Source organism: Deferrivibrio essentukiensis, from assembly GCF_020480685.1.
Lineage (GTDB): Bacteria > Chrysiogenota > Deferribacteres > Deferribacterales > Deferrivibrionaceae > Deferrivibrio > Deferrivibrio essentukiensis.
The window spans coordinates 130,027-144,099 of the sequence record NZ_JAJAFU010000003.1; the positions used below are offsets into that span (position 1 = coordinate 130,027).

7 protein-coding genes are annotated in these 14,073 nt (G+C 33.5%); all 7 read right to left on the minus strand.

All coding sequences use genetic code 11. The features are described 5' to 3' along the window. Positions 1 to 13: 13 nt before the first annotated feature. The 7 genes from LF845_RS02825 to LF845_RS02855 all read right to left on the minus strand — a co-directional run bounded on the left by LF845_RS02825 (position 14) and on the right by LF845_RS02855 (position 14,069). Entirely contained in the window at positions 14 to 2,065 is a 2,052-nt protein-coding gene (locus LF845_RS02825) for an ATP-dependent helicase (RefSeq protein ID WP_242819480.1), read from the minus strand. Beyond that, entirely contained in the window at positions 2,062 to 3,801 is a 1,740-nt protein-coding gene (locus tag LF845_RS02830; protein WP_242819481.1) for a chloride channel protein, read from the minus strand. The genes LF845_RS02825 and LF845_RS02830 overlap by 4 nt, the downstream gene beginning before the upstream one ends. Positions 3,802 to 3,974: 173 nt before the next feature. Then, complete coding sequence (locus tag LF845_RS02835) at positions 3,975 to 5,738, minus strand: aldehyde ferredoxin oxidoreductase family protein (protein WP_242819482.1); 1,764 nt, start codon at positions 5,736 to 5,738, stop codon at positions 3,975 to 3,977. Between the two features lie 179 nt (positions 5,739 to 5,917). Beyond that, on the minus strand, positions 5,918 to 6,511 hold the full coding sequence (locus LF845_RS02840; protein WP_242819483.1) for a peroxiredoxin: 594 nt from the start codon (positions 6,509 to 6,511) through the stop codon (positions 5,918 to 5,920). A 91-nt stretch (positions 6,512 to 6,602) separates the two neighbouring features. After that, a complete protein-coding gene (locus LF845_RS02845; protein WP_242819484.1) occupies positions 6,603 to 9,086 on the minus strand; it encodes a BamA/TamA family outer membrane protein in 2,484 nt (827 codons plus the stop codon). Further along, positions 9,055 to 12,393 carry a translocation/assembly module TamB gene (locus LF845_RS02850; RefSeq protein ID WP_242819485.1) on the minus strand — a complete coding sequence of 1,113 codons (3,339 nt, stop codon included), beginning with the start codon at positions 12,391 to 12,393 and terminating at the stop codon, positions 9,055 to 9,057. The genes LF845_RS02845 and LF845_RS02850 overlap by 32 nt, the downstream gene beginning before the upstream one ends. After that, a complete protein-coding gene (locus tag LF845_RS02855) occupies positions 12,393 to 14,069 on the minus strand; it encodes an N-acetylmuramoyl-L-alanine amidase (RefSeq protein ID WP_242819486.1) in 1,677 nt (558 codons plus the stop codon). Before LF845_RS02855 ends, LF845_RS02850 begins: the two co-directional genes overlap by 1 nt. Between the last annotated feature and the right edge of the window lie 4 nt (positions 14,070 to 14,073).

Consider the following 14,073-nt stretch of genomic DNA (forward strand, 5'->3'; position numbering starts at 1 on the left):
TACTTTTTTTAATCTAAGCTGATAAAAATCTCTTTACAATCTTTTTAAGCCCGCAGAGTTTAAAAAACACATCTACTTTTGCATCTTCACCACTTCCTGTTATTGAGATAACTATCCCTTCCCCAAACTTTTCATGCCTTACCTTAGCACCTTCTTTAATCTCACTACCATCAGACTTTTCTTCAAATGTTTTCGGTATCTTTATTTCATTAATAAAACTTGATGCATAAGAGCTTACCCGTTTACCGTAGTGCAATCTTGAAGAGGCATAGCTCACATATAAATTTCTTTTTGCCCGGGTCACACCCACATAACAAAGCCTGCGCTCCTCTTCCAAGGCTCTTTCATCATCCATAGAACCATACAAAGGGAATAACCCTTCCTCTAACCCGGTCAAAAAAACCGTATCAAATTCAAGCCCTTTTGCAGCATGGACAGTCATCACATTAACATTCTCACCCGCATCTTCATCAGTAGAAGATATGAGGGTGATATTTGAAAGAAATTCATTTAGTGTAAGCTCCCCTTTCTCTTCCATCGCTGCAGCTGAGTTTATTAATTCTTCCAGATTTAAAATTCTCTTTTCAAATGTTGCAACCTCTTCAAATTGTTTCATATATTCTTCATAATTAATAGCTTTAATAATATAATCTATCATTTCGGAAACAAGCCTTACCCCTTTTAAGCCTTCAAATATTCTCAAATATTCTTTTATATTTTCTGTCTGCTTAGTGGTAAAACTTTTTAAGTTGTCTTCAATTGACTTAAATATATCAACATTGTGCTCAAATGAATATCTTATCAGCTTATCAATAGTAACATTTCCAAACCCTCTTGACGGATTCTTCATAGTCCTTATAAATGACTGAAAATCATACGGATTTTCATAAACTCTCAAATAAGATAAAATATCCTTTATCTCTCTACGCTGATAAAATCCAATACTCCCTATAACTTTATAAGGTATTTTCAGTTTATTAAATTCCACCTCAAAATTTCTCGATTGTGCATTTGTCCGATATAATACAGCAATCTCATTGTAGCTTGTGCCATTGTCTACTAAATACTTTATCTTTTTTGCCACCCAAGCAGCCTCATCCTGCTCATCATAACAACTCTTTATAAGAATTTCACCGCTCAAATTCAATGCCGGCAAAAGCTCCTTCCCCTTTCTAAACCTGTTGTTAGAAATTAATTTATTTGCTGCGATAAGAACATTTTGCTGACTTCTGTAATTGTTAATAAGCTTAACTATCTTTGTATTCTCAAAATATTTATCAAAGTCGAGTATATTGTTAATGTCAGCCCCTCTCCAACCATATATTGACTGGTCATCATCCCCTACGGCACAAATATTTCCATTTACACCCGACAATTGCTGCAAAAACACAAACTGTAATGTATTTGTATCCTGATACTCATCTACCAAAATATGCTGAAAAAGATTTTGATAGTATTCGGCAATATTTTTATTCCCCAAAAATATTCTCACAACAAGGGAAATCATATCATCAAAATCAACCATATTTAAAAATGAAAGATTTTTTTGATATTCATCAAATACTTCAGAAACCATATAAAAATCCTCATTTAGAGGCAGTTTTTCCACAAATGATAAGGTATTTTTATAACTGCTTATGATATTAAGATAAACCTTCGGAGGGTACTTCTTTGAATCGATATTTAACTTTTTCAATATATCTCTAATCAAAGAAATTCTGTCCTCTTGGTCGATTACGCCAAAATTCTGATTAAGCCCGGCCTTGTCATACTCAAGTCTTAATAACCTCAAAGCAATAGAATGAAATGTCCCAATCCAGAGGTTATTTACTTTTTCCCCTACCAAATAATAAAGCCTCTGCTTCATTTCTGAAGCAGCTTTATTTGTAAATGTCACAGCCATAATTCTCTCAGGCTCAATCTGCTCATTTTCGATCAAATTATAAATCCTATATGTAATTACCCTTGTCTTTCCTGTTCCGGCTCCCGCCAAGACAAGTAGAGGGCCGTTAATATAAGTCACTGCGTCATACTGTTCCTTATTCAAAACTTCAGTCAAATTCATAAATTTACTTCCGCGACTGCTCTGTTATAGGCATAAGCGATATCATTTCTTCTTAAAAGACCCAAAAATTTTAATTTCCCATTTTTCTGTTTTTCTACTACAGGCAATGCCCCAAGGTCTTTTTTATTAAATTTTTTCAAGGCCTGAGCCAAGTTTTCATCCGGCATAAGATATACCAAGTCACTTTTAGTAGATATCTCACCTGCAACAACGATATCTTCAATACCTTCCTCAAAAAGAACACTTCGTATATCTTCTATAGAAATAATCCCAACAAGATTATCCTCGGCATCAAGCACAGGAAAGTAATTGTTACGTGCTTTTTTAAAACCTTCCTTGATCTCCCTAAAAGGCGTATCTTCATGAAACGTCAAAATATCCTTTTCCATAATGTCTTTTACAAGGATGCTCTTTAATACACTCTCCTCTGCACCTCTTTTGATATTTATCCCTTGTTTTTTTAGAATCCATGTAAATATAGATTCTTTTTCCAAAAAGTTTGCAACTACATTTGCTATTATAGCAGAAAGCATTAGTGGTAAAATTATTTGATAATTTTGAGTAATTTCAAAAATTATCAAAATTGATGTCAATGGGGCTCTTATGGTAGCTGCAAGCATTGCACTCATTGCCACAAGACCATACGCACCGCTAAATGCAGTGATGTTAGGAAAAAGAAGATTAAACAGCCAACCCATGAATCCACCTGTTGCAGCCCCAAGAAAAAGTGAAGGAACAAACAATCCCCCTGAGCCGCCTGAGCCAAGCGTGAATGATGTAGCCAATATTTTTAAAACAAGAATTATAAGCAGTATGACTCCTACCCTTTCAGAAATAAGTATCTCATGTATAGTGTCATAACCCACACCAATTATTTCTCTTGAGAATATAGCTATAACTCCCATCAAAAGCCCACCCAGGGCAGGTTTAACAAATCTTGGGATATTAAGCTCTTCAAAATAATCTTCAAATTTATAAAATATCCTTATGAAAGCTACCCCTACAAATGCACACACTACGCCAAGAATGGCATAAAGAGGCAGCTCCATAAAACTTTTAAGCATATATGTAGGTGCTTCAAACGTGACATGGTTGCCCAAATATGCCCTTGAAACTGTCGTAGCGATAACTGATGAAATAATTATTGGACTAAAGGTCTTAAGTCCAAACTCACCTAAAAGCACCTCTGCTGCAAACATTGCCCCACCTATTGGAGCATTAAATGTGGCAGCAAGGCCTCCTGCAGCACCGCAGGCTATTGCACCTTTCATCCTTTCTGTAGAGTATTTAAAAAGCCTGCCTATACCTGAGCCGATTGAAGCTCCTATTTGAACAATAGGCCCTTCCCTACCAGCCGAGCCACCTGTCCCCAGGGTAATTGCAGAAGAAACAGTTTTGATTAGGGCAACAGAGGAGCTAATCTTCTTATTGAGTGCAATTGCCTTTATAACATCAGGGACACCATGCCCCTTGGCAGATTTAAATATCAATCCTATCAAGCCAACCGTCAAACCACCTAAAGCAGGGATAAAGAGTACCTTGTAAAAAGGTTCGGTTTTTAAAAGGTAAAGTATAAATTCATCTTTACTACCATATGATAGATTTTGTACCAAACCAATCAAATAACGAAAAAGAATGTTACCATATCCGGCAGCAAGTCCAATTAAGACTGCCACAAATGATATTTTAATTTCTTCATGCTCTTCAATAAAACCGGTAACTATTTTTAGATTCATAATTCAGCCTCAATTATCGAAATTATGCCAAATACGTTCACTTTTGTTTATTATCATTAACCCAGCAGAAACATATCCACAGGGGTCACTTAATATGACTATAAAACATGGTAGTCAAGTCTTTTAATGCAAAGTTACCCTTTTAATTAGTTTAAATATTCCAAATTTTTTGTCTATATTTTCGGCACTCCGTTTTCATCCCATCCCCTGAGATTGTAATATTCATTTCTAAGCTTTAAAAACACATTCATATCCAACACCTTACCATTTTCAAGTTTTTCTTCAAAAAGCCTTTTAGGTAAAGTATCAAGCTCATCAATTTTGTCAGGATTTTCCCTTATATTAAATCTTTTGGCAAGGGCGTGTATGCGATTTGACATATCTTTTAACCAATTTTTAGTAATACTTACATCGTCATAAAGAAGCTGAAATAGCTCCACAGTCTCATCCCACCAGTAAATATCCCTAAAAAATCTACACAGAATAAGTGTATCTTGTACGCAAAATCTATCTTCCCAGTCCACAACATCATATGCCTTATTTTCAAGATTCTCAGGGTCAGAGTAGCCTGTAAGCTCTGCACGATAAAATCCGCTTCTTAAGTGACATCCACCCCTCATAGAAACGGCATAACCTAATGCAGTACCAGGTAAAACTCTTGGGTCATATCCAGCTGGCTCAAGCCCTTTATTATGGATTGCAATATCTTCCAATCCGAAATGCTTAGCTGCAGACACAATCCCTTCACTTAAAATCTTCCCTATCCCTTCTTTAAAAACTATTTTTCTTATCAACTCTTCAGCATGCTTAGTATTGCCATATTCATATTTTTCATCCGTTTTACCCAAATATGATGCTTCCATAGCAAAAGCGACTATGTTACCTGCTGTTATTGTGTCTATTCCATATCTGTCACACAAATCATTTAAATAAAGAATATCCTCAATATTTCCAATGCAACACAACCCGCCAAAAGCGTATATAGTTTCATACTCAGGGCCTTCAACTGTTAAATTGGGATATTTACTGTTTTCTTTTGTCTTGCTTAGTTTGCCACATGCGATAAAGCACTTTTCGCAAGCCTTAGGTTTGACATCCAACACCTCTTGCATTTTTTCTGCTGTAATCAGCTCATTCTTATCAAAGTATCCTTTTCTCCAATATCTTGTAGGAAATGCACCTTTATCGTTTAATACTTTCACACCTGCAGGGGTACCATATTTTCTGTATTTGGCAACCCCCGGGTCATCTTTAAATTTATCCATATAAAATTTGTATAACTTTTCAATTTCATCAATGTTTTTAATATTTCTTTTTGCATCCCCGTAAAAAACTATTCCTTTAAGTTTTTTGCTGCCAAATACTGCTCCTGCACCACCCCTGCCAAGACTTCGCCAATAATTGTTTTCTATCAAACTAAATTTACATAGATTCTCTCCTGCAGGACCAATCACTATTGCACCACATTTTTCGGTATTTGCAAGCTCCTTTAATTTGTCTTCAGAAAAATAAGTATCTTTCCCCCAAAGCTCAGACGCATCATGAAAAAAAACTTCTCTGTCACTTATTTCAAGCCATATAGGTGAAGAAGATTTACCTCTAATTACTATAGCGTCATACCCTGTCCTTGAAATATACTTTGAAATATGTCCCCCTGCAGTTGAGTCAAGATAGCAATTTGTAAGAGGGCTCTTTGTATAAAGGCCAAATCTTGATGAACCCCACACCTTTAAATCATCTGCAAGACCTGTATTTATTATTATATGGTTATCTTCATCAAACGGGTCAATCTGAGGAGGGTTTAGTTCATAAAGTAGATAAGTACCTATCCCTTTACCTCCGCCGTAACGCTTTAGCACTTCAGTCTGTATTTTTCTAACCTGATAGCTCTTTGAACTTAAATCTATATAGAGATATTTTTGATAGAATGATGACATAGCTAACCCCCTTTAGCCTTTTAGAAGTAAGCAGATTTTAACACAAAAATAGTTTTAAATCAAATTTCATAGGGGATAAAGTTTATTACCTTCGTAATTAAAAAAGCCGCCATAGACGGCGGCAAAACTTTGGGAGGTTTTATGTTACTTTACGCTTTTAGCCAAGCTTAATATTTATCCTACTGATGTCCTGCAGGATTTTTCTTAAAGTACTCTTTCATCTTAACAGGGTCAGGAGTCATAGTATCTTTTCCTGGCTCCCATCCGGCCGGGCAAACTTCCCCGTGTTCCCTTACAAATTGTAAAGCATCTATATTTCTTAAAATTTCCTTTACATTTCTACCGATTCCCAAATCGTGAATAAGTTCAAATTGAACTTTACCGTCAGGGTCAATAATAAAAGTTGCCCTGAGAGCCATACCACCAGGCAACAAAACGCCGTAGTTTTGGGAAATCTCTTTTGTAAAATCTGCAACCAAAGGATAGTTAAGCTCACCAAGTCCACCTTCCTCCCTTGGAGTATTTACCCAAGCAAGGTGAGAAAACTTACTATCTGTTGATACGCCTATTATTTCAGTATTTCTTTTCTTAAACTCGGGATAAGCATCTGAAAGTGCAGTTATCTCAGTAGGGCAAACAAACGTAAAATCGAGTGGATAGAAAAATAAGACAACCCACTTACCCTTATAGTCTTCCAACTTTACTTTTTGAAAACCTGTCCCCACTACAGCTTCTGCTTCGAATGTAGGTGCTTGATGTGTAACTAAACTCATATGTTCCTCCTTAACAATCTTTATTATAGAATTATTCTAATTTAACCAAATGAAATTGTCAAGAAGAAAATAAGACTTTTTTAATCTCTTTTTAGAATTTCGCTTTCATCGATACATAAAACGCTTCGCTGCTTTTGCCCCAGGTAGTAAAACTTTTTGCATATGAAATATTTATCTCACCAATAGGCATATCAACATTAAAACTTAACCCCAAATCTTTAAAGATATCCGTTTCACCTTTTTCATAAAAAATCTGTCCAATTTCAAAAAAAGGCTCAATAAATACACTATTTACAACTTCAATAGGAAGGCCAGTATGCACGTGGTAATAACCATTTCCTCCATAAACGTTATTATTGCCGTCTTCAGGCCCAAGTTCTCTGAAAGAAAAGGCTTTCATCTTATCAGGTCCACCCAAAGTATATCTGTATAAAAGAGGTAAAGAATCTGATTTCCCAATATATTTGCCTAAATTAAGCACAAATCTCTTATTTAATCTCCCTACGATATTCCCTTTATGTTCAATTACAAACTCCGAACCCAAAATTTTAGAGTTATCAAAAATAAGTAAGTTGTTATCAATACTTATATTAAAAGGAAAAAACTTGAATCTTGTCTGTGACATATTTAAATTTAGTGAAAAAGGTATCTTGAGCATATCATATGACTTATTATAATCATCATTTGTAAACACGGAATCGTATATTTTTAATCTTTCGACAAACAAACCCAAATCAATCTTATAGTAATCTCCATATACAGAGGACAAAACTCCAAGTTTATGACCTTTATATATAAAATCATCCAAATCTTTTCTAAAATAATTAACACTATAGTCAAACTTCACAATATAATTATTCAGTTTGCTTAATTTTGATACGCCCAATATATAATCTTCCTCTTTTTTAGAAAAGGTAACTGAAGAATTTAATATGTATTCCGAAGATAATATGCCAAATCTCTTATACCCCACAGAAACAACAGGGCCATCCAAATTATTGTATTGCAAGTCCAAAAAAAGGTAGTTTTTATTAGGCTTTGCATACCTCAAAGCGATGTCCGCAGATTTATTATCTTCAATGACAGTCAATACATAATCAGTTATATTCATGGAATTTTTTAAGGAATATTGCAGATTTTCAATCTTTTTTACAGTAACCTTATCATTCGGCTTAATCCTTTTATTTACAATTTTTTTAATCCTTTTATCTAAGATTATCGTATCCCTTAGGGTAATATTTTTTATATCACTTTTAAAATATATGTTTAAGGCGTTTTCAGCTTCATTGTAATCAACTCTGTCTTCAACAATATAATTGTAATAATATTTATCATTGATTGACATTTTAATTTCATTGACAAGAATTGTCTTATATTTTTCATCATACGGAAAATCAATACCATCCAAAATCAACTTATCATTCAAGTATACATTTTTAATAATTACTTTTTCCGACAATTTGATTCTTATTTTAAAAATTGTCCCCTCTCGATTTATTTCTATTTTATTCTTATAATACCCAAGATTTTTAAGATAATCTTTCAAATAATCCCTTAGCTGCCCTTCGTCCGAAAGCTGCTCACCCTTAAGATTAAGTTTTAAAGGCTTAACAAATGATATATCTGTCGAAATTACTTCATAATCATATTCAACTTTTCTTTTAACGTTTTTAACATTTATATCGATTTCAGTTTTATCAATATTAAAATATACGTTGTCCCCAAACTCTTGTGTTAATTTCATAAAGGTCTTGCCAATATAGTAGCTATCAAGCTGCTTCAAGTTTTCCACTACAATCTGTTTTGCTTTTAAACTTTCTTCTATTGTTAGTCCACTTATATTAAATTTATATTTCTCGGATGATTTTACTTTTATAACAAGGCTTACTGTTTTGTGAAAAGATGGCAAAAATGAAACGATTGAGTGCAAAGGGGAGTTTAAATCAAAAAAGATTCGATTGAATGATTTCTCAAAATATGTCTGATATTCAGGAAATAAAATCCCATCACTTTTTAATTTATTAAGAGCTTTTTCTTCTATCTCTTTTAATAGTCTGTAGGATAGCACTTTAGGATTTAAGTATTTTTCAGTAAAAATCTTTTCATCTCCATAAAATACTCTGACCCCACTTAACACATAAAGCTGCCCCTCATCTACATACATATTTAAGATACCATTAACAAACCTGTAACTTACCTTTACATCCAAAAAACCTTTGCTTTTGTAAAATTCAATAATATTCTTTTTATAGTTTTCAAATGAATTAAGATAGACCGGGCTATTCTTGTAGAAACCTGCTTCCGACTTTATCGTACTTTCCAGAAAGTTTAGGTTGCCATGAATTTTAAGTTTGCTTATTGTCACTGTGTTGTAAATTTTTAAACTTTTATTATCAAGCTCATAGGTATTTATTCCAAATGCTTCCAGTAGTGTTTTTATGTTATCATATTTTTGCTCTTGAGCATATTCTTCCACTTTCACTTTTATATTCGGGTGTAATTCACCGATTATTTCAAAAGCAAAACCTATCTGACAAATTATACTAAAAAGAATAATAAATACTAAAACCCGCACCGCTACTCCCGTTATTTCTTGATAAGATATTAAAATTTAACCAGTCAAATATCGTATATTCCCCTACTATATCATCCCCTTTTTCTCCGCCTCTAATTCTGTATTTTATAGTCAATCTATCAGTAAATGTCCTTCCGATTGAAAAATAACCGAGATTCTGATAGCCACTCTCAATCCCCAAGTTGTTAATTCCGAAAAATTTATTTGTAAAGGACAGTATATTGCCAAAGGCTTCTCCATTAAAAAGTCCTTGTATTAAATTTGCCCCAGGATTACCACTTGTTTTTAAATTACCAAACCCTGTCCCGGAGGGTGAAATATCCCTAATACTTATGCTATATTCAGGTAAAAATCCCTTGATCTCAAGCAAGATATCTCTAAATCGATTAGTCCCCCTTGCAAAAAGATAGAGATATGGTGGCTTTTGCTCACTAAGAGTCAACTTTCCTTGAGTAATATTAAATTTTTCTCCTCCAATCGTTAGCGAAGAGTCCTTAGCCTCTAAAAATCCTGTAACTGATAGCTCATTGTCATACTTTAAGTTTAACTTTGCATCCAGATTTGATTTTGAAAACTTGTTTAAAGTTGTTATAGGGTTTTCTGTTTGAATGTTAATATCTATTTTTAATGGAAACTTCTTGTCGTTGCTCCTTTTTCTAAACTCTTTAAATGCATATTCCCCTTTTATAATTATGATATCTCCATAAAGTAACTTATTCGCATAGTTCAAATTACCCTTAACTGTGCCTGAGAAATTTGCTGCACTTACAAATACGTTATTAAAACGCATATACCCTGTCCCTTTTGAAATATCTTTAAAGCTCGGAGCAAAGTAGCTTCCAATCAAAACCATATCAAGATAATTACAATTTAACCCTGCATAAACCTGTTGACCACTAAAATCAAGACTTACTGAAACGCCACGTAAATTAAGCCCATATTCAGGCATTACAATATCACTGTTTAGTAAGGCATTACCGTTAACTATAATATCTTTTGATATAAAATCGTATTCAAATTTCAAATCTCCTTTAATACTTTGATGATGCAAATAATCAACCAATATTGCAGCATTGGTCAAATCCACTCCCCCGGATAACCTATTTTCTTTAAGGTTTATGTTGTGCACTTTGACGTTATTTATTTGGGATGTATCAAGCAAAAGGCTGCTTTCAACTATATCATCCCCTTTCATTTTGACATTAATCTCTCTCATCTCAAAATATTTATTGTCTGCATAGCCGCTAAAATTGCCGGATATTTCAAATTCCTTGAAGTCCTCTGACTTTGCCAAAAGTGTACCCGTAATGTTGTCTAAATTTTTATATTTTAATTGGCTTGCTTTTATCGTAGCATAGATTTTCTTTTCTTTTAATCTTACGCTTGAATATATGTCTAACTCTTCATTTATACCGGTAACAATCAGTCTATTCAAATCACCCTCAGCTTTTACACGAATAAGCTTATCAATCCCCTTTAGATAAGTCTCTGATGAAAACTTGATTTTTGGTTCATAAATTTTGCCGTTTATATTTAGTGACAAGTCTGCCAAATGAATAAACTCGTCATCAAATTCTTTCCCATTAAGTTGTATTTTAATATTTTTATTTCCAAAATCTATAAAACCAACATTTAGATATTTATTATCTCCAATCTCAACCCTTTTCAGTGTTAATATATTATTATGAATTACACTTCTAACTTCAAACTGTCTCCCTTGATACTCCGCAGCTGCATCCAAAATACCCGATACTTTTCCATCATACCCGATATCAAAACGTCCTGAAACATCACTAATGTTATTAATATTTAAGTTCTTCAAATTTAATGTATAATCCCCTTTTGAAGTCGCTAAAAAGGTATTGCCGTCCCTTTTTACAACCCCTTCCCCTTTAACCTCACCTTTATCGCTTTTGACTATGTAATTTAAATCTAAAACATCCCCATCAAACCTAAAGTCAGTTATAGCTTGCTCTATTTTAACATTATTATACGCCATAGAAGTGTTATTTCTTATAACCCCTTTTAAAGAAATCTTTTCATCATATCCCACATTAATATTGAAATTCAAATTATGGGAAATTTTCAAAAAATTTAACAAATAAGGGTTATCTTTTATATCACCTTTAAATAGACCTTTGAATTTATTTCCACCCGTAAGCTCCCCTTCCCCATTAACGTAAAGAGATTTAGAGACTATAGAAACATCTTGCACACTAATCTGTTTTTTAAACATCAAAGTGCATTTAAAAAGGACATCTTCAAGAAATTTAATATCTGATTTAATAAAAAATACCCTATCTCTATAATTGCCGTCTACCTCAACCTCTTTTACATCAACACTCCCATCTTTAACGGCAAATGCTACTCCTTTTACTTTCTTAAATGTTGTCTTAATCTTATTTGTTTTATAATTTAGTAAGCCATCAACCAAAAAAGAGTATCTTTTATAGCTGATGCCTGTACTATTAAAATGCAAATTTTCACCGGTTTTAGATATACCTATTTTACCTTTGAAATAGTCTTCTCCAAATATAAGGTTGTCTGTATAAAGCACCGCATTTATAGAATCATCTATAAAATCACCGGAAATTAATAATTCACCATTTAATCCGGCATTAATAGATTTTAACAGTTTATTCCGTATTTCCCCTCTGAAATTACCTATAAGCTTTTCATTTTGTTTTTTTACGCTGTCTAAAGTTAGAAGTAAATTGTCACCTTTTGTATTTAAACTATCGATAACAAATTCATCATTTACTATTTTTCCGCCGGCCTGAATATTAAGTTCATCAATCAAATCGGCCTTGAAAATCTTTACATTTTTTAAATCTATATCAAATTTTGACCTGCTTAGACTGAAGTGTTTTATTATTCCATTTACCTTATATTCCTGATATTCACTACTTATCTTCAAGTCTGTTACCGTAAATATATCAAGAACATTTAAAGGTAGCCCACCCTTTCCACTGCCTTTTGGCAAGTTAACATAAATATCGCCACCTTCTACCCTGATTCTTAAGAAGCCTGAATCAAAAATTTTCTTGAGATTTGTCTCAACAGTGAGGGAGCTGACTTCCCCATCGATTACATCTGATTTAATATATATATCTGATATATCAATAAAAAAAGGTAAAAATACACTATTAACCTTACCAATGCTAACTGTGCTTTTATCAATATTAAAAAATAAAAGAACTTTTTCGTGATATTTGGCAACTAAGATATTTACAACTATAAGAATTGACAAAGACAGTATTACAAACCAAAGAAGGCCCCTAAAAAGCCTTTTTAGAAACTTTAGCATTAATTTTTGCCATTATATTTTTCTATGTATTCCTTTATCCCTTTGTAAATATTTTCCGCAATGGCCTTTCTGTAACTTTTAGAATTAAATTTACTTAAATATTTTTTATTTGATAAAAATCCGCATTCAACCAACACTGATGGCATTTTTGCCCCCACCAACACATAAAAAGGGGCTTGTTTAACGCCTAAGTTTTTATCCCTTAACCCGGAAGAAAGTTCATCCTGTACAAACTTTGCAAGCATTAGTGATTCTTCAAGCTTTGAGTTTAGCATTATATCTTTTAAAATCCCCTGCAAATCTGACAATGATTTCTCGGTAGCCTGATTTTCAAAAGCCGCAACTTCAAGAGCACCTTTATCATTCGTAACGTTTAAAACATACGTTTCCACTCCATAAGCACTCTTGTTCCTACTGGCATTTACATGAATAGATATAAAAAGATCTGCCCTCTTTTTATTGGCAAAAGCAGTCCTTTCCTCAAGAGGTATAAAAACATCCTCTTCCCTTGTCATGTATATATTTAAATCCTTAAAATTATTTCTAAGAAGCTCTTTCAAGTAAAGCCCCACATCAAGAACCACATCTTTTTCATTTATACCATAATATGAAGCACCAGGGTCGTGCCCACCATGCCCCGGGTCAATGACTATCGTTTTGACCTTCAGTCCGAAAATACCAGCAAGCGTGCTCACACCTGTTTGTTCATTATTTGCTGATGTACTAACATCTGTTTTTGAAGCAACCCCATCAGGTGACCCACTTACGTCGATAACTATTCTATCAGGATTGCTCATAGTAAAAACGGTAAAATCCTTAACATTTTCACTATCAAGGACAATCCTTGTAGTCCCCTTATCAAAAAGTCCCCACCTTACAGACTTTAATAGCCCGTCTTTGATTTCAATAACTTTGTCTATCGATCTGTCAATATCAGTATTAAACAGATCTATAAACAACCTGGGCGGCTTATTGTATTCAGGATTTGCCTTAAGCCAATGTTTTTCAAATTTAGGGATATCGTTTACGTCTATTACTACCCTCGTATAATCGTCACTGCTAAAGTATCTGATATTCTTCACTACCTGTTTAGAATCGTTACCATTTGAACTGTTAGCTTTTGTAATGCTACTGTTATTGCCATTACTTTTAGACACAGTGTAGCTTTTTATTTCAACATCCCTTTGAAACTTTTTTTCAATCTCTTGTAATTTCTTTTTTGCCTCTTTTGCCTCAGGTCTGGTTTTAAACTTACCTATCAATTTATTAAGCATATATCTGGCAGATGCGTAATCATCCAAAAGCACATAAATTTCTGCTGCCTGTAAATATGACTCTGCTGCCCATTTAGATTTGTAGTTTACTGCTGCAAGCCTGAAATATTTAAGGGCATTTTTCAAATCTTCCTTATTCTTAAACCTATTATAGCTTTTTATATATGTCATCCCACACAGGTAAAGTGAATCATCCGCAAGACTGGAAGATGGGGACTGCCGGTAAAGTTTGTAAAACTTTTCCGCTACCAACGTATATGATGTTCTTGTAGCGCTCCTTGATTTTTCTATATAGGCCAAATCTCTTTTTACACTATTGTAATCTTTGGAAGAAATGGCAGAAAATGCACTTGCAAAGGTAAGCAGCAAAATTATAAAAATAAAAGCTATTTTTCTATACATAAAT

Coding starts and splice junctions, on each gene's coding strand:
- LF845_RS02825 (WP_242819480.1), bottom strand. CDS start 2,065: ATGAATTTGACTGAAGTTTTGAATAAGGAACAGTATGACGCAGTGACT.
- LF845_RS02830 (WP_242819481.1), bottom strand. CDS start 3,801: ATGAATCTAAAAATAGTTACCGGTTTTATTGAAGAGCATGAAGAAATT.
- LF845_RS02835 (WP_242819482.1), bottom strand. CDS start 5,738: ATGTCATCATTCTATCAAAAATATCTCTATATAGATTTAAGTTCAAAG.
- LF845_RS02840 (WP_242819483.1), bottom strand. CDS start 6,511: ATGAGTTTAGTTACACATCAAGCACCTACATTCGAAGCAGAAGCTGTA.
- LF845_RS02850 (WP_242819485.1), bottom strand. CDS start 12,393: ATGCTAAAGTTTCTAAAAAGGCTTTTTAGGGGCCTTCTTTGGTTTGTA.
- LF845_RS02855 (WP_242819486.1), bottom strand. CDS start 14,069: ATGTATAGAAAAATAGCTTTTATTTTTATAATTTTGCTGCTTACCTTT.